Source organism: Priestia endophytica, from assembly GCF_026790145.1.
GTDB lineage: Bacteria > Bacillota > Bacilli > Bacillales > Bacillaceae_H > Bacillus_I > Bacillus_I endophytica_A.
The window spans coordinates 49,500-66,044 of sequence record NZ_JALAMS010000014.1 but is presented as its reverse complement, the minus strand read 5'-3'; the positions used below and the strand labels follow the sequence as shown (position 1 = coordinate 66,044).

The 16,545-nt window shown below is 36.2% G+C and carries 17 protein-coding genes; 2 read left to right on the top strand and 15 right to left on the bottom strand.

Features of this window, described 5'->3' with window-relative positions:
- Positions 1-70 precede the first annotated feature (70 nt).
- Together MOC86_RS11165 and MOC86_RS11160 are read right to left on the bottom strand one after the other, a co-directional pair.
- Positions 71-985, bottom strand: a complete 915-nt coding sequence (locus tag MOC86_RS11165; RefSeq protein ID WP_268584249.1) for a D-alanine--D-alanine ligase — start codon at positions 983-985, stop codon at positions 71-73.
- Positions 982-2,439, bottom strand: coding sequence for a PLP-dependent aminotransferase family protein (locus MOC86_RS11160; protein ID WP_268584248.1), 1,458 nt, complete (start codon positions 2,437-2,439; stop codon positions 982-984). The genes MOC86_RS11165 and MOC86_RS11160 overlap by 4 nt, the downstream gene beginning before the upstream one ends.
- A 130-nt stretch (positions 2,440-2,569) precedes the next feature.
- Between MOC86_RS11160 and MOC86_RS11155 the strand changes: the two genes are divergently transcribed.
- Positions 2,570-2,713, top strand: coding sequence for a hypothetical protein (locus MOC86_RS11155; RefSeq protein WP_268584246.1), 144 nt, complete (start codon positions 2,570-2,572; stop codon positions 2,711-2,713).
- 145 nt (positions 2,714-2,858) lie between these two features.
- Here MOC86_RS11155 and MOC86_RS11150 read toward each other — a convergent pair whose 3' ends face one another.
- The 4 genes from MOC86_RS11150 to MOC86_RS11135 all read right to left on the bottom strand — a co-directional run bounded on the left by MOC86_RS11150 (position 2,859) and on the right by MOC86_RS11135 (position 6,245).
- Positions 2,859-3,236 (bottom strand): SLAP domain-containing protein, encoded by a 378-nt coding sequence (locus MOC86_RS11150; RefSeq protein WP_268584245.1) that lies wholly within the window; start codon positions 3,234-3,236, stop codon positions 2,859-2,861.
- Between the two features lie 555 nt (positions 3,237-3,791).
- Positions 3,792-4,589, bottom strand: a complete 798-nt coding sequence (locus MOC86_RS11145; protein WP_268584244.1) for an endonuclease/exonuclease/phosphatase family protein — start codon at positions 4,587-4,589, stop codon at positions 3,792-3,794.
- Positions 4,590-4,766: 177 nt separating this feature from the next.
- On the bottom strand, positions 4,767-5,264 hold the full coding sequence (locus tag MOC86_RS11140) for a PTS sugar transporter subunit IIA (RefSeq protein WP_268584243.1): 498 nt from the start codon (positions 5,262-5,264) through the stop codon (positions 4,767-4,769).
- A gap of 204 nt (positions 5,265-5,468) precedes the next feature.
- Positions 5,469-6,245 (bottom strand): MurR/RpiR family transcriptional regulator, encoded by a 777-nt coding sequence (locus MOC86_RS11135; RefSeq protein WP_268584242.1) that lies wholly within the window; start codon positions 6,243-6,245, stop codon positions 5,469-5,471.
- 798 nt (positions 6,246-7,043) lie between these two features.
- Between MOC86_RS11135 and MOC86_RS11130 the strand changes: the two genes are divergently transcribed.
- The gene (locus MOC86_RS11130; protein WP_268584241.1) at positions 7,044-8,645 is read left to right on the top strand and encodes an alpha-glucoside-specific PTS transporter subunit IIBC; all 1,602 of its coding nucleotides are present in this window, start codon (positions 7,044-7,046) and stop codon (positions 8,643-8,645) included.
- Between the two features lie 80 nt (positions 8,646-8,725).
- Here the strand turns inward: MOC86_RS11130 and MOC86_RS11125 are convergent, their stop codons facing one another.
- From MOC86_RS11125 to hpaD, 9 genes are read right to left on the bottom strand one after another with little or no spacing between them, the layout of a single operon-like run.
- The gene (locus MOC86_RS11125) at positions 8,726-9,109 is read right to left on the bottom strand and encodes a 5-carboxymethyl-2-hydroxymuconate Delta-isomerase (protein WP_268584240.1); all 384 of its coding nucleotides are present in this window, start codon (positions 9,107-9,109) and stop codon (positions 8,726-8,728) included.
- Positions 9,110-9,136: 27 nt separating this feature from the next.
- Positions 9,137-9,934 (bottom strand): fumarylacetoacetate hydrolase family protein, encoded by a 798-nt coding sequence (locus MOC86_RS11120; RefSeq protein WP_268584239.1) that lies wholly within the window; start codon positions 9,932-9,934, stop codon positions 9,137-9,139.
- A complete protein-coding gene (locus MOC86_RS11115; protein ID WP_268584238.1) occupies positions 9,931-10,716 on the bottom strand; it encodes a fumarylacetoacetate hydrolase family protein in 786 nt (261 codons plus the stop codon). The genes MOC86_RS11120 and MOC86_RS11115 overlap by 4 nt, the downstream gene beginning before the upstream one ends.
- 38 nt (positions 10,717-10,754) lie before the next feature.
- A complete protein-coding gene (locus tag MOC86_RS11110) occupies positions 10,755-12,302 on the bottom strand; it encodes a cation acetate symporter (protein WP_268584236.1) in 1,548 nt (515 codons plus the stop codon).
- Complete coding sequence (locus MOC86_RS11105) at positions 12,292-12,642, bottom strand: DUF485 domain-containing protein (protein ID WP_268584235.1); 351 nt, start codon at positions 12,640-12,642, stop codon at positions 12,292-12,294. The genes MOC86_RS11110 and MOC86_RS11105 overlap by 11 nt, the downstream gene beginning before the upstream one ends.
- 39 nt (positions 12,643-12,681) lie before the next feature.
- Positions 12,682-14,121, bottom strand: a complete 1,440-nt coding sequence (locus tag MOC86_RS11100) for an aldehyde dehydrogenase family protein (RefSeq protein WP_268584234.1) — start codon at positions 14,119-14,121, stop codon at positions 12,682-12,684.
- Between the two features lie 31 nt (positions 14,122-14,152).
- Positions 14,153-15,049, bottom strand: coding sequence for a cytidyltransferase (locus tag MOC86_RS11095; RefSeq protein ID WP_268584233.1), 897 nt, complete (start codon positions 15,047-15,049; stop codon positions 14,153-14,155).
- 17 nt (positions 15,050-15,066) lie between these two features.
- On the bottom strand, positions 15,067-15,540 hold the full coding sequence (locus MOC86_RS11090; RefSeq protein WP_268584232.1) for a flavin reductase family protein: 474 nt from the start codon (positions 15,538-15,540) through the stop codon (positions 15,067-15,069).
- A 15-nt stretch (positions 15,541-15,555) separates the two neighbouring features.
- Positions 15,556-16,539, bottom strand: a complete 984-nt coding sequence (gene hpaD, locus MOC86_RS11085) for a 3,4-dihydroxyphenylacetate 2,3-dioxygenase (RefSeq protein ID WP_019394253.1) — start codon at positions 16,537-16,539, stop codon at positions 15,556-15,558.
- Positions 16,540-16,545 lie beyond the last annotated feature (6 nt).

Here is a 16,545-nt window from a genome sequence, read left to right as displayed (position 1 = left end):
TCATCTTCTATAATTTTAGTTTATTAGTACTTTTAATCTTCTACGGAAACATGATGCATGTAATATGCTATTAGAAACCTTCGCTTCTCCTAACTTGCAAGGAGGTGTCAATAATGATATCCAACAGCTTGTTATAGGGAATTCCTGCCGCATGAGCACTTTTAGGAAGTAAACTATTTTTGGTCATTCCGGGCAATGTATTCACTTCCATAACATACGGAATTCCATCTTTTATAATCATATCAACTCTAGCATAAACACTACATTTCAACGCTTTATAGCAAGACATTGCAGCTTCAGCGACGCGGTCATGGCTTGTAGGTGAAAGTTCTATAACCTCCTCAATCGTAGCACTATCATGGTATTTCGTATGATAATCAAAAAACTCAGCCGTATGTTGAATTGAAATGATAGGTAAAAGCTTTCCATCCAAAATAGAACATGTAATTTCTTCGCCCTTTATATATTTTTCAATGACTACTTCAGAATCCCATTTGAATACCTCTTCAAGAGAGGAGAGTAAAGAATTCGGATCGTTTACGATTTTTACTCCTATACTGGAACCGCCTAAATTTGGTTTTACGACTAATGGATACCCCATTTTATCTATTTGATCAAACGGAATGTTTTCCATCTTTGAAAGATGAATCCAATCTGGTGTTTGAATGTTCTCATAACGAATCATTTTTTTTGCCATATGTTTATCCATACAAATCCCGCTTGATAGCATCCCACTTCCGGTGTATGGGACGTCAAGGATTTCTAGAGTACCTTGAACCATGCCGTCCTCCCCATATTTTCCATGAAGGGCTAATAGGGCAATATCAAGGTCTTTTATATTTTTAATAAGATCTTTTTTGTCATTTAATTTAATAGGTGCAACTTCGTATTTACTCTTATCCAAATGTGCAATCATTTCTTCCCCTGTCATGAGGGACACTTGCTTTTCGGAGGACACTCCTCCCATAATAACGCCAACTCTCATTTTTCCAACTCCCTATTTTCATTTTTCAATGTATCACCAATTATCCTAATTCCCTGGATAATATCTTCTTCGTTTAACCTAGAAAATCCCAATCGAAACGTATTACTTCCTCTTCCATCCGTGTAAAAAACATCTCCAGGAGAAAAAACTACTCCCTTTTCATAGCATTTTTTCAAAAGGGTCCGCGCATTAATTTCTTTTTCTAACTCTATAAAAAGGTGAAGTCCCCCATCCCCAGTTATTCTTTTTAATGGGATGTATTGATTACAAGCACGGAGAGCTATTTCGTATTTTCTCTTATAAACAGATTTGGCCTTTTTTAAATATTTTTCAAAATAGCCATCATGCAAATATTGAAAAAGCATTGCTTGATCTAGTGTGGAGGTGTGAATAGTCCTTGCTCTTTTCATACTTTCCATCCAGTGAATTAATTCTTTATCTGCTAAAATCCAACCAACACGTAAGCCTGGAAAAAGAATTTTTGAAAAGCTGCTGATGTAAATAACGTTGTTTCCAGATCCGGCGAAAGTCAATAAAGGTGCTAGATGGGAACCTGAGTAACGTAACTCCTCATTAAAACCATCTTCTATAATAGGAATATGATATTTTGAAAAGAGTTTCATGATTTCGGTTCTTTTTTCAGAGGAGGTCACAATCCCGGTCGGATTATGATAGGACGGAATTAAATATGCAAAATCAAAATCCGCTTGAGATAAGCTTTTCTCAACTTGATCAATATCAATACCATCATCCTTCATGTCTATCCCGTGGACCTCAAGTCCATGCAATCGAAAAAGCTTTAATGCGGTATGATGAGTAGGATTTTCACATATAATACGTCCTGTTTTTTTAGTTAGGGAAGACAATAGGATATCCAGCCCCTCAGTGAAGCCATTTGTGATAAGAATATCCTTATTTAAAGTATCTATCCCTTTCATTTCCATATAGTGTAGAAGGTAATTTATTAGGGGTTTATAACCTTTTGCATATCCATAGTTCAAAACAATATCTCCTTCTATTGACATCCGAGTGAGAAAAGCCCTTTTAAAGTTTTCAACATCAAAAAGCTTTTCGTCTGGCGCGATGCTATTGAATGAAATCATACCTTTTTCCCAGCGAACACCATGTTTCATTAAATCTAATTCATCCGCTAGCAAGGTAGCGGTATTGAGCTTTTCTTTCCAGTTTAGTTTGATAGATGGTGTTTTGGATACATCGACTTTCCCTACAAAATTTCCTTTTCCCTTTATTGCATAGATTAGGCCTTCTTGTTCTAGGTCTGCGTAAGCAGTAAGAACAGTATTTCTGCTGACCGATAATAATTTACTAAGTTCTCGGGTAGATGGAAGCTTCTGGTCCTCCAATAGGTGTCCTTTCATAATCATTTTTTTAAAGTAATCTTTTAATTGAATATAAACCGGACGATTATCCGTAAGCTTAAAATCATTAAACACTTCCTTTTCCCCCTTACTATCATTTTTACATAAGTAATCACTACCTCAAAAGGTCCACCACGTATGTATTTTCTTTAACTAGCGGTATGGTTTTATTCCCCATTCATATACTTTAGATATGGATAATATTATGATTTCAAATTCACTTCATCTTACTCATTTTCCTCTAGCAGTATTCCGCGTTATAACGTTGCCTGTTTCCACACTTCTTTATGCAACCGAAAATACTATGGACAAGCTCACGATTTTGGATGGAGATCGTATTTGCGCGTAAACTAGCGGTGTGGAATCTCCATAAATAAAAAGGATACTGTTAATCAGCATCCTTTTTATTTATGTTAGGTTATAGCACCCTCTTGATACCCCTCTATCTTTTTGAGAAAAAAGCCCGTATAAAAAGATAGATTTCCAAAGCAGCTTTAAAGTATTTCTAATTGCCCATTTTCAAAAGCAATCTGCGGTGTATAACTATCCTTTGGAAATATAAAGGTCCAAGGCATACTCACTTGAGATGGAATAGTAAGCGCAGGTATAGTGAACACCATGTCTGCGATAACTTCTCCCTCTATACTGTAAAGTAACCTTTCGTTCATAAAAGTTAAAAGACGGTCCGTACGATTATGGACCAATACAGTCACTAGTAGAGCTTCCTTATGGTTAATGGCTTCTCGTATCGGAGAGCAAAGAATATCGGAGTTGTTTAGATGTTTTGTTTCATTAAAGAGTCTTTCGATGTTTTGTCGGTCCTGACCAGCTAATGCTTTATCCCAAGACGCTTCAAATTGTAATTGTTGCATAATTAAAACCACCTTTTGAAGGTTAAGTGTAACATAAATGAAAAAAAGACTGAATTAAACTAATTTGTCTCGTTAGTTGATCAATAAAACTCCTTTTTCACTTTTCTATCATAATCTTACTATATTGAGGAATGATATCGGTTTATTTTTATAGAATACGAGCATAAATTTTCACCTTGAACCACATTATTAATGATCACCTCTTCATCAATAATGTGGTAACAAATCAAAAAAAGCTTAAAAATTATTTAAGCTTTTCCACAGGACACTTTTGTTATATAAACATCTTAAAGATTTATAGAGCAATTTTCATTAAAAACAAATGCAAAAAAGGATTGTGACCAATACATACCGTTGCGAAAAAGCCCGCTAATGAATTGAAATTTAAAATATAAATCTTTTCTTAAATTTATAAGGGTTCTCGTTATTTAGATATGTTCTTTTTAATCGTTTTTATTTTAGAATCTTTAACTTTTAGAACATTGTATTAGAAAAAAAGGTATTATGATCTATTACTTAAAATAACAATATACCATTTAAAAAAGGTTTTTATTTCTATAATTTAATCATTTTAGTTTCCACACCAAAGTGGTCAGATACAACTGATTTGTTCTTATTATTAAAGATTACATTTGAATACTCTACCTGAACAGGTTTATTTGTTAGAATTAAATCAATTCTTAAGTCTTCCTTGTTGTCACTCCACCCCATAATCTTCCCTTTCACTGTAATTCCCTCGTCTTTTTCCTCCGCAAGATGGTATGTGTCATAAAGACCGTGAGTTAGCAAGTATTCATAGCCTTCGCCTTTAAGAAAAGCATTGTTGTTAAAATCCCCCATCAGAAAAAATGTTTCATCCTTATTTACATATTGAAGAAGGTGATCTGCTTGAGTTTTAAATGGTTCCTCTTCATCATGCCACCATCCCATATGACATGAGTAAAAGGAAATAGGTTTGTTATTGTATGTAATTGTAGTACCGACAATTTTTCGCGTTTTCCAATGATTAATCACGTCTGTTCCTTTAGAAACAAAAAACGAATGTTTCTCTATCATGGGGTGCTTTGTTAGGATAGCCACTCCTTCTTCGTATATTTCATAAGCCATATGAGCAAGATCCCAAACAAACGAGTATTCAGTATTACCTAACGTTTTAAGTTCCTGTAACAATACGAGTGCAAAATTGTTTTTTCTAATATTGTCGTATATATATGGCTTATCAATAGATTGACTTACCTCTTGTAGAGAAATAACATCATATGATTTTTCCTGAATGATTTGTGCTAAATACTTTATTTTCTCTATTTGATTTTCCTCCTGCCAGGAATGACAGTTTAAAGTTAGTATTTTCATTTATTTTATACCTCCGATTGACTTTAGGTATTCGGTTAAAGCGCACGTTAAATGAAAAGGTTCTCCTCTTGTAGCAATTAAAAAGGAGGAGTTTCTCCCCCTTTTTTAAAAGATTTACAACCTATCTATTAAAACAAAACGTATTCGGTTTTTAGCCATTTGACTATTTAGAATAAGTTATTTTAAATTACACTTTAAAATTAAATCTCGTCTTGATACCTCTGAAGTAGAAATTTGCTCCATATTATCTAATTTTTCCGAGGTATTTGTAATAATAATCGGAGTAACAATCTCTTTATTTTTACTTTCTAAAAAAGGGATATCAAAGGTTGATAACACATCGCCTACTTTTACAGATTGTCCTTCTTCTACAAATGTTTCAAATCCTTCGCCTTTAAGATCAACTGTCTCTAATCCTACATGAATTAGAATTTCTACGCCTTTTACAGACTTAATTCCTATCGCATGTTTAGTTGGGAAAACTTGAACGATCTTACCTTCTACTGGGGACACAAGCTTCCCTTCTTTTGGGATGATTGCTATACCATCTCCCATCATTTTATTTGAAAAAACAGGATCAGGCACTTCCGCTAATGAAATAACCTCTCCAGCAAGAGGAGAATATATTTCTTCTATTTGAGTTTTTACTTTCTTTTGAAATAAATTTTTAAACATTTATGTCAGCTCCTATGTTTTAGAATAGTTCTTTGATACATATGGTGAAAGACGATTCATTCGTTTCAAAAAATATATGTATAGTACTTAAATAATGCTAATTACTATATAGAAAATAGATTGCAAATTAGATAGCCGTACTCCTTATCAAACAGAATAGGAATTTGTATATTTTAATAGATTTTTTCTTTTTGTTATAACTTATTAGGATTCTTCATTGTGAGACACTTCAATATGTTGTCGGTACTCAACATACTTTCGAAACAATGTTTCCCCAACAATAAAAAAGGTAGAAAAGGTCGGAACTGTAGTGCCATCACTTAACTTAGTTTCTGAGCAATTAGCATATAAGTTGTAAGGAGTCATTCTGGCTAACACATTATTTCTTAAATTTGTTATAGAAATGAAGGGAATTCCTTTTGAAACGATCGATCGCACTGTAGGAACCATTATCGGTGTATCACCCGATAAGGAGATAATAATAATAACGTCTCGAACCGTTACATCTCGGATGATCATTTCAAACTCTGAATGAACTCGTATAACGTGTAAATAGCGCTGCATAGCACGAAACATCCTTTGCAGTTCGTATGCGCAATTCAACTGTAAATCCCCTGTTCCATAAACAAATATTCGCTCAGATTGCTCTATTAGCTCACATATCTCATGAAAATTTTTGGTTTTCGTATATTTTAGAGTTTCTTGTATGTCTGTGCTCAATACCTCCACACTGCTTACTTGCTCACTCGGTCCTTCTTGATCTTCCCATTTTAAAAAAACGCGAAATTCACTATAACCACTAAAACCTAGTTTTTGGGCTAAGCGGAGAATGGATGAACGAGAAACATTGCATTTGTCTGCTAAACTGTTGATTCCTAACTCATAGCATGAACTTTTATGATTTAGAACGTACTTTAAGATATGAAAATCATTTTCATGTAATTGATTATAATATTTGTTAATTAACTCTTCTAACTTCATTATTTTTATGCCCTCCCCAGTTTTTTATATTCTATCACATTCTTTAATACGTAAAGGAGAGGGCGCAAAACCAAGAGAACGAGAAGTCTTCATGATTTTATATCTTTCTATTTAATCCTATTCATTAACATAGATTTTAAAATATACTCTGAAATTCCATGCATTTCTTCATGATTTGTTCTAAGAAACAGAAATACGATATTTGTTTTATAAGGCTTTCACCTCTTGTAATAACCATTGAAATTTTCTTCATATGGCTTCTGTTTAACATTGTTTCCGCTTACATTATCTTTATAGCATATCTAAAAAACAGCAACAATAAATCATAAGCATTATGGTCGTAATCACAGTTTTTGTTCTTTTTCCCATCCCCTAAGAATTTTCCCACCAACGATAGATTCACTCAGTGAATTCTAAAATTCGAAAGACATCAAAAGACCATTCATAGTTGAATGAATTACAAGATTAACTGAGTACATAAGTCATTTGAAATGATTAATAGAAGAAGAGTCTTCCCTAACGTCTTCCCCCCTATTCCTTCTCCCCATTTATTTATGCACAAGAGAAGTTTCTCACCCTCTGTGAAAAATCACAATAATAGTGATTGTGACCAGTTTGCTTTCGAATTATTGCTGAAAGGAAAATATCTGTGTGAAAATAAGGAAAACGTTCCCTGCTATGGAGGAGGAAATCATATGTGATCAAAATATCATTGAGAAAGCAAGACCTTGCCTATTTCCTATGATTTTTAAGTATCAAGGAATTATTTTCGTTATATGAATGAGGAGGTTTTATTTTATGATGAAAGCGGTTCAACGCTTCGGCGGAGCAATGTATGTACCCGTTATGCTTTTTTCGTTTGCAGGTATAGTAGTGGGGCTAACTATTTTACTTCAAAACCCTCAGATAATGGGTAATCTTGCAGATCCTGATGGTCTTTTGTATAAATTTAGTTATATCATTCAAGAAGGTGGATGGACAGTATTTAGACAAATGCCAATTTTATTCGCCATCGGGATTCCAATTGCCTTAGCAAAAACAGCTCAAGCCAGAGCCTGCATGGAATCACTTGTTGTATATTTAACATTTAATTATTTTGTAAGCGCTATCCTAACTCTTTGGGGAAACAAATTCCGTGTGGATATGAATGCCGATATTGGCGGTGTAAGCGGACTAACGGAAATAGCCGGTATTAAAACATTAGATACAAGTATTATAGGATCCATTTTAGTCAGTTGTATCGTTGTTTATATTCATAATCGTTATTTTGATAAAAAACTACCCGATTTTCTAGGAATTTTTCAAGGTTCTACTTATGTTTTTTTTATCTCATTTTTTGTCATGCTTCCACTTGCATTTATTGTTACGTTTATTTGGCCTATTATTCAGGGAGGCATCGCATCCTTACAAGGTATTCTCGTTTCTTCAGGCGTTTTTGGAGTAGGTTTGTACACATTCTTGGAACGAGCTTTAATTCCAACTGGCTTACATCACTTTGTGTATACTCCATTTATTTATGGACCAGCTATAGTAAACGGTGGGATTAACACGTATTGGATTGAACATCTAAATCAATATGCTTCTAGTGCGTTATCATTGAAAGAACTCTTCCCTCAAGGAGGATTCGCTCTTCATGGGAATTCAAAAATATTTGGTGTTTTGGGAATTGCATTGGCTATCTATGCAACTGCAAAACGAGAGAAAAAGAAGGTAGTCGCTGGATTACTAATACCAGCTACCTTAACGGCTGTTGTTGCTGGTATAACAGAACCTATTGAATTTACTTTCCTCTTCATTTCTCCACTTCTATTTATTGTACATGCTCTTTTAGCGGGGATAATGGCAGCGACTATGTATGCCTTTGGTATTGTGGGAAACATGGGTGGGGGAATGATCGAAATGGCAACTCAAAATTGGATACCACTCTTTCATAATCATTGGATGACCTATGTAAAACAATGGATGATTGGTCTTTCCTTTACCGCCATTTACTTCTTTATTTTCCGTTACTTAATTGTAAAGCTGAATGTGGCAACACCAGGTCGTGAAAAAGAAAATGGAACCGATGCCAAACTCTATACGAAGAAAGATTATAAAGCCCAAAAACAACATGGTTCAAATAAGAATGCAGCCCCTACAGATGCTTATTCTAATCAAGCTCTACTTGTACTCGAGGCTCTAGGTGGAGCGGATAATATTTCAGATGTGTCAAATTGTGCAACCCGCTTGCGTGTTAGCGTTATTGATGAAACAAAAGTACAAACAGACGCTGATTTTCGCGCCAGTGGTGCCCATGGCGTTGTCCGAAAAGGAACCGCTATTCAAGTCATTATAGGCCTTTCTGTTCCCCAAGTAAGAGAGAGAGTTGAGAGGTTTATTACCAAAGCTAATGCTCAATAAGTTTTTCTATAATTTATAAACGCAAAAAAGCCGTACCACTTTGACTGATACGGCTTTTTTGCCTAGGCTTTAAATTACGATTATTTAAAGCGTTCATGTATATTATTTTGTTTGTATGTTCCCCCTTCACTGAATTCTATTAATTCCATTGAAAGAGCTAAGTATCTTTTTTCAAACAAACAAGAGAAATGCTTCTTCATCACTTCAAAAAGTTCATTACATACTTTATCTTTCTCCATTGGAGAACGCCCGGCTCCAATCTTTAAAGTAGCATGTACAAATGCATCATCTTCTTTTCCATCAGCTATACGATAATGTTTAAGTTCCACTGCTCTTGAACGAATTCCTCCTACAGGAAAGGTACCGTTTTGCGCTATGAGCGTGCTATTCACTTTCTCAAGTAATGTTAGAATATCTATTTCTTCCTTTATATTATCTGTGTACTCCACAATAAAATGAGGCATCTTTTCCCTCCTCTAAATAAACCACTATCAGTTATGATTTACAGTACTTTCTTTAACATTCATTTTACTTTTTCTATTAAATTTAGAATCACCAACAATCACATTTTCTAATCTTCCAAGTCCCTCAATCTCTGTCAATACTTTATCCCCTGCTTTAACTCCTTTAAGGCCTTCCGGGGTACCTGTTAAGATCATATCTCCCTTATCTAAAGTCATAAAGCTGCTTAAGTATTCAATCAATGCCGGAATGTCAAAAATCATATCTTTCGTTGTTCCTTCTTGGGTAAGTTGATCGTTGATATAAGTACGTATTTGTAGATTCATTGGATCTTTGATATCTTCCTTATCAGTCAGCCATGGTCCGATAGGCGTACATGTATCACGATTTTTCACCCGTAAGTTCGGACGATAATAGTTTTCAAGATAATCGCGAATCGCATAATCGTTAGCAATGGTGTACCCTGCCACGTAATCATAAGCATCGTCGCGCTTTACATTTCTAGTTTTTTGACCTATTATGACTGCAAGTTCACATTCATAATGCATATAGTCAACATCGTCCGGACGATGTGTTTCCGCTTTATGTCCTACAAATGTGTTAGGACCTTTTAAAAAGACAAGCGGTTCTTCTGGAGCATTAAACGCAAGTTCCTTGGCATGGTCCGCATAATTGAGACCTAAAGCAAAAACGGTTCGAGGTTGAACAGGTGGCAACCAAATAACCTCGTCTTCTGACAAGAGCCGTCCATCATTTAGACGTAGTAAACCATTTTCTTCAACAGCATCATGTACCCCGCCACTATAAGCTATACGAGCTCTCTTCATACTTTCCCTCCTAACTTCACTTTATCCTCAGCAACAATTTGATTTTCTAAAAAACCTACTTGATCAATTTCAATTCGAACATGGTCCCCTTTTTTAGCTATTGGGGCGTTTTCAGGAATCCCTACAAGAAGGACATCACCTTTAGCTAATGTCATAAATTCGGTTACATCCGCTATTAACTGTTGAATTGGACGAATGAGATTACTTGTTGTATTTTCTTGTTTTAATTCGCCATTAATATATACTCTTATTCCTAAATTATCCGGGTTTTTCACTTCACACTTCTCCACAATCCAAGGACCAACAGGACAAAAACCGTCGCGAGCTTTCTGCTTTATTGCTGGTCTGTATACACTTTCATGAGGAACACTCACATCGTTTACAATTGTAAATCCTTCTACATAATTTAAAGCTTCGTTCATTGAGACATTTGTTGCTTGTTTTCCTATGACAATTCCAAGTGATGCGCCCATTTCTAGTTCATCTATGTCTACGGGGCATGGAATAGGCATGCAATGTCCAATCACTGTATTCGCCGGTTTAATATACATTATCGGAGCTTTTGGAGGTTCTTTATAAGGAGCATCATGTATAGCGTCCCCTAATGAGCTTAGGGCACCTTTATAATTTAGTAATGTTCCATAAATTGTGCCACTTATGGGAGCATTAAAAACTAACCCTTTTGTTTTATGAAATATAGCGCTAGTTCCTGTATAGCTTGGATCTATTGCTGTTTCTTCCGTATACGAAATTCCATGCCTTTTCATCTGTACATTACTCATCTTGTCACTCCTCATATAAAGTATCTTATAGCTTGTTTCTAATGATCATTTACGCCTTTTACATCGTTTCCTGTATTTGATTTCACTAAAATTTCATCAAAATTCCCTGTTTCCCGTCTTGTAGAAAGTACGGTACCTAGATAAGCTCCTAAGAACCCAAGTGGAATAGATACAATTCCTGGAGAGGTTAAGGGAAATAAAGGTTCTCCAACAAATAGAGCAGCTCCTTTTATTGGACTCCATATACTTGGGCTTAATGACACGAAAAGAAGTGTTCCTATTAATCCAACCAGAATTCCGGTGAGTGCACCAGTTATATTGAAACGCTTCCAATACACTGTAAATAAAATAACAGGCAAATTAGAGCTAGCTCCTACTGTTAAAGCAAGCGAAGCTAAAAAAGCCACATTCATATTTTGGACAAATAAAGCTAGGATAATAGAAAGAACGGTAATGACAACAGAAGCAATACGAGCCATCTTCATTTGTTGACCTTGTGTTGCCTTTCCATTTTTTAAAATTTCATTATAAAAATCATGTGAAAAAGCGGTGGCTCCCGTAATAACAATGCCTGCTACTACTGCTAATATCGTCGCAAATGCAACAGCCGAGATGATAGCAAATAACGTTTCTCCTCCAAGCATTTCTGCTAATAAAGGAGCTGCCATATTTCCAGCTGAGTTTGCTGCCATAATTGTATCAACTCCTACAAATCTAGCAGCGGCAAATCCTAAGAAGATAACCATAATATAAAAAAGACCTATAATCCAAATAGAATAGACAACAGACTTTCTAGCTACTTTTGCATCTGGAACAGTCAGAAATCTGCTTAATACATGAGGCAAACCAGCTGTTCCAAGAACTAACCCAAGCGTTAGTGAAATAGCATCAAGCCCATTTGTATACTTTGCCCCAGGATTTAAATAGGCTTCTTTAAGTGGTGTGGCCGTTTTCATTTCTTGGAATACACGAATAAAATTAAAGTCAAACTTACTCATGACAAGAATAAAGATAAAAATCGTCCCGCCCAAAAGAAGAAAAGCTTTGATAATTTGCACCCAACTTGTAGCGGTCATACCTCCGAAGAGAACAAAGGTAAGCATAACAATCCCGACGATAATGACAGAAAGTTCATAGTTGATATCTAATAAAAGTTTAAACAACGATCCAGCCGCTACTAGCTGAGCTAACATATAGAAGATAGAGATAGTCAGTGCATTAAAAGCGGTGACTGCTCTTATTTTTTTAGAGCGAAAGCGCTCTGCAATCATGTCAGCTAGTGTATACTTTCCTAAATTGCGCAGCGGTTCTGCAACAAGCAACAATACAACAAGATAAGAAACAAGAGCCCCATACATCAGAAAAAGGCCGTCATAACCAAAAAGGGCAATGGCTCCAATTAGACCTAGAAAAGAAGAAGCAGACATAAAATCTCCTGCAATAGCAAAACCATTTTGCCACCCTTTTAATCCCCCTCCAGCTGTATAAAAAGCACGAGCATCTTTCGTCTTTCGAGCTGTGTAAAAGGTAATTAAGAGCGTGATGAAAACAACTAAGAGAAAAAGTGCGATAACTTTACTGTCCATCTCGCCCCATCTCCTTTTCTTCTGTTTCTAGCACATCTTTTGCGATTTGGTCGAATTCGGCTGCTTTCTTCATATATAAATGACAAACTCCCCATGTCATGAAAAACTGGGCAAAGGCAAAAGCCCAGCCCCATGAGAAAGGATCAATGAGCGGTTTTGTTAGAATATCAGAGTAAAAAGCTAATACTGGAAGTAGTAACGAGAATACTAAGAAAAAGATGGTAGTGAACAACGTAAATCTCTTTTTAGATTTTATTAATTTTTGAAAAGGAGATGAAACTACTATTCTTTTATAATTAAGCGAAACAGGGGGTTCAGCTGCTTCTTTTTTTAATTCCATCTTAACTTCCTCCCTTAATCTACTTTCCATTTTCATCAACTAGTCTTGATTAAAAATAATGAGCTTTAATTCCAGCATTTCTTCCATTGCATATTTTATTCCTTCTCTTCCCGTACCGCTTTCTTTCACTCCTCCGTAAGGCATATGGTCCACACGAAATGTAGGGATATCATTAATAAGAACGCCCCCAACATGAAGTTTATCAGCCATCTTTAAAGCTGTATGAATGTTCTCTGTATAAATCCCAGCCTGCAAACCGTATTTAGAGTGGTTGACTTCTCTTGCTGCTTCTTCCATTGAAGCTACCTTATTGATCACAACAATTGGTGCAAAGACTTCTTCACAAGAAACTTTTAAAGATGATTTGGCATTTAAAACAATCGTTGGAAGTAAGGAATTTCCTTTAGTTTTTCCCCCAAATCTGATTTCTGCCCCTTGTTCCTCTGCCTCTTTTAACCAGCTTAATGTACGGTTTACATCCCTCTTAGAAATGAGAGCTGACACATCTGTTTCTTCATCTAAGGGATTTCCAACCTTTAACTTTTCTGTTTCTTTTACGAACTCTTCAACAAACTCTTCATAAATGTGCTCATGAACGTAGATGCGTTGAAGCGAAATACAAACTTGTCCTTGAAAAGAAAAGGCACCTTTGACACAACGAGAGACTGCTTTTTTAATGGGGACCCCTTGATCAATAATAACGGCCGAATTTGAACCTAGTTCAAGCGTCACGCGCTTTAGGCCTGCTTTATTGCGGATACCAAGTCCAACGCTAGGACTTCCTGTAAAAGTTAGAGCAGCAATCCGCTGATCCTCTACTAATTGATCACCAACTGTTTTACCGCTGCCTGTTATAATGTTTAGAGCGCCTGCTGGGAGACCTGCTTCATGAAACAAATCTGCTAAGAAATAGGAGGAAAGAGGAGTCTGTGATGCAGGCTTGAGCACAACCGTATTTCCAGTAGCAATTGCGGGTCCTACCTTATGAGCTACTAAGTTCATCGGAAAGTTAAAAGGGGTAATGGCTCCAATAATGCCGATAGGCTTCTTTACCGTATAGGCAGTTCGATTCTGTCCTCCTGGAGCCGCGTCAAGGGGTAGGGTTTCCCCGTAAATCCGTTTTGCTGCTTCAGCTGCAAATTTATACGTATGGATGGTTCTCTTTACTTCCTCCCGTGCTGCCGTAATCGGTTTTGCTGCTTCATTTGCAATAATTGTTGCCGCTTCTTCTTGGCGCTCTTTAAGCAACTGAACGACTTTTTCTAGAATATCCGCTCGTTCATATGCTGGCATTGCCGCCATTTTCTCTCTTGCACGATCAGCCGCTTCTATTGCCATCTCAATTTCCTTTTCGTTTGCTACTGGAATTTCAGCAATTACTTCATCAGAATAAGGAGATTTTAAAAGCGTATACTCCTCTGCTTTTTGCCAGGCTCCATTAATATATAAATCTCTTTTTAATTTAGTTTGCGTTGCCACGTTTAAGCCCCTTTCTTAAGATTATTTGGGATTAAATAACAAGCTCATCCCTTTGTATATATTCATGCATATCATTCCATTTGTTTGGCTCTCCTTTTATAAAATCAAGCCACGTTATGTTGACGGAATGAAAATCCTCTTTACCCTCATATTTTTTCATTTGAATTAATAAAGAAGCTCCGTTTTTGTTTATAAACATTTGATGACAGACTCCTTCATAAGATGAACCATTAACCTCTACTTTCAATTTATATAACCCTGGCTTAGGCAATCTGTACTCTCTATCAACATGAATCTCCATAAAAATGTTATTTTGTCCAACATGAGAATAGTAGATAGGTGTTCCTTGAACTTGATAAGGGCGCCCAAGGTAGCTTCGTATATCGCTCACACGTCCATGTGCAAGCAACCCTCTAATAGCTGTTGAACTAATTTTTTCATAGTGATGCTTCACTTTCGAAATCACGGTCACCTCAAATTCACCCTCGCCATGCTCGACCATTGTTTCCATGTTCCCTTTTCCTTTCGCTCCATAGCAGTAATCAAATCCTGCTACAACATGCTTACATTTAAAATTACATATATATTGATCTACAAATTCTTTAGGAGAGAGAGCAGAGAATTCTGGAGTAAACTCGACAATAAATAACTTCTCCACTCCTAATTCTTTAAAACCTTCTTCTTTTGCTTTTAGCGGCGTTAAATATTTCATTGGCTTCTTTTCTGGAAACAAAATGGCTTTTGGATGGGGGAAAAAGGTCATAACGCCAAATTTCAATCTCTTTTGCTTTGCTATCTGTTTGGCCTTCTCTAAAATGGCTCGGTGACCGACATGTATCCCATCAAAGAAACCAAGTGCTAAAACACAAGATTCCCGATTACAAACCGTTAATTTTTCTATTGGGTAGCGAAGATGAATGGTTTCCATTCTGCTCTCTCTCCTTTTTAAGTTAGCTGTAGGGTCATTAGTCTACTATACTTTCCTTCATAAAAAGCAAGTGGTTTTCCATCACGCAAGATAACATCCTCAACTTCTCCGATAAATAACGTATGATCACCTGCTACTTGGCTGCCATATACCGTACAAATAATGTTTGCTAAAGCCTCTTTTATAACCGAATTTCCATTTCTCTTCTCAAAGGAAACGTTCTCTTTATCACTTGATTGGCCTGCAAACAACATGGACACTTCCTGCTGTTCTTCAGATAGAATGTTCACAGAAAAACGCCCTGACTTTTTAATTTTGGAGAGCATTTTTGCTTTTTCATCTATCGAAATCAAAATGAGAGGTGGGTTAAGGGAAACAGACATAAAAGCATTTGCTGTCATCCCATGAACTTCTCCATCTATATCGGTTGTAATAACCGTAACGCCTGTAGCAAATTTCCCCATTGCATTTCGAAATATACGATGATCCATTACAAATCCTCCCTCTTAGATCACAAACTCTGGTTTTCGTTGCGCAAGGTTTGGTTGTTTTGTGGAGATTTCTTCATTTGTTTCAATATCTAGAAAAGGTGATGTTTCATTAAACCAGCTATCTGGTGCTTTCGCTCCCCAGAATGTTTGGCGTCTAGGATCATTTAAGTCCCAACGTACCGGTTCAAAGTCGTTATCGCTTGTCAAATAGTCTCCATTGTAGAGTTCAATACGATAGCCGTCTGGGTCTCTTAAGTAGAGGAAGAATGCATTAGATAAACCATGACGAGCGGGTCCTCTTTCAATATTTTCAGCATATCCTAATGAAGCAAGAACATCACAACAATGAATGAGGGCTAATGGATCTGGAAGCCAATACGCAAAATGGTGAAGTCTTGGACCTTCTCCATTCATAAATGCCTGATCATGCACAGTTTGCTTACGATGTAACCAAGCAGCCCAAATACGATTTTCTTCTGTTGTTGTATATTCTGAACAAGCAAAGCCAAGTTCGTTTATGAAAAAATCATACGCTTTCTCAACATCAGGAACGGCGCAGTTTACATGATCAATACGCTGAATACGAGCACCACTGTACAAATCATAGCGCTGGATTAATCGTTCCGCTTTTTCAATTTCACAAAAGAATTCAAGTGGAATTCCTGAAACATCATGGACATGTAATGCTCTTCCAAGGGCATGTTGTTTTCCTTTTTCTACCCATTTTGTTTTTAAACCTTTTGATTTAAAGAGTTCTTCAATACGCTCTAAATCTTCCTCTTTCTCGACCTTATATCCAAGTGCTTGTACCCCTAGCTTTTCAGATTTCTTCAACACTAAACTGTGATGAGTATGTTCTTCAAGCCCTCTCAAATATACACAATCATCTTTCGTTTCTGTTTCAATCATCCCTAGAGCTTTCACATAGAAATCTTTAGAACGATTTAAATCTTTCACGTTAAGTACGGTTCTTGCAATTCGAATAATATTAAAGTTCATCTCCTT

Excerpts from the sequence above, each read along its gene's own strand:
- MOC86_RS11165 (WP_268584249.1), bottom strand. The coding sequence starts at position 985 with ATGAGAGTTGGCGTTATTATGGGAGGAGTGTCCTCCGAAAAGCAAGTG.
- MOC86_RS11155 (WP_268584246.1), top strand. The coding sequence starts at position 2,570 with ATGATTTCAAATTCACTTCATCTTACTCATTTTCCTCTAGCAGTATTC.
- MOC86_RS11150 (WP_268584245.1), bottom strand. The coding sequence starts at position 3,236 with ATGCAACAATTACAATTTGAAGCGTCTTGGGATAAAGCATTAGCTGGT.
- MOC86_RS11145 (WP_268584244.1), bottom strand. The coding sequence starts at position 4,589 with ATGAAAATACTAACTTTAAACTGTCATTCCTGGCAGGAGGAAAATCAA.
- MOC86_RS11140 (WP_268584243.1), bottom strand. The coding sequence starts at position 5,264 with ATGTTTAAAAATTTATTTCAAAAGAAAGTAAAAACTCAAATAGAAGAA.
- MOC86_RS11135 (WP_268584242.1), bottom strand. The coding sequence starts at position 6,245 with ATGAAGTTAGAAGAGTTAATTAACAAATATTATAATCAATTACATGAA.
- MOC86_RS11130 (WP_268584241.1), top strand. The coding sequence starts at position 7,044 with ATGATGAAAGCGGTTCAACGCTTCGGCGGAGCAATGTATGTACCCGTT.
- MOC86_RS11125 (WP_268584240.1), bottom strand. The coding sequence starts at position 9,109 with ATGCCTCATTTTATTGTGGAGTACACAGATAATATAAAGGAAGAAATA.
- MOC86_RS11120 (WP_268584239.1), bottom strand. The coding sequence starts at position 9,934 with ATGAAGAGAGCTCGTATAGCTTATAGTGGCGGGGTACATGATGCTGTT.
- MOC86_RS11115 (WP_268584238.1), bottom strand. The coding sequence starts at position 10,716 with ATGAGTAATGTACAGATGAAAAGGCATGGAATTTCGTATACGGAAGAA.
- MOC86_RS11110 (WP_268584236.1), bottom strand. The coding sequence starts at position 12,302 with ATGGACAGTAAAGTTATCGCACTTTTTCTCTTAGTTGTTTTCATCACG.
- MOC86_RS11105 (WP_268584235.1), bottom strand. The coding sequence starts at position 12,642 with ATGGAATTAAAAAAAGAAGCAGCTGAACCCCCTGTTTCGCTTAATTAT.
- MOC86_RS11095 (WP_268584233.1), bottom strand. The coding sequence starts at position 15,049 with ATGGAAACCATTCATCTTCGCTACCCAATAGAAAAATTAACGGTTTGT.
- MOC86_RS11090 (WP_268584232.1), bottom strand. The coding sequence starts at position 15,540 with ATGGATCATCGTATATTTCGAAATGCAATGGGGAAATTTGCTACAGGC.
- hpaD (WP_019394253.1), bottom strand. The coding sequence starts at position 16,539 with ATGAACTTTAATATTATTCGAATTGCAAGAACCGTACTTAACGTGAAA.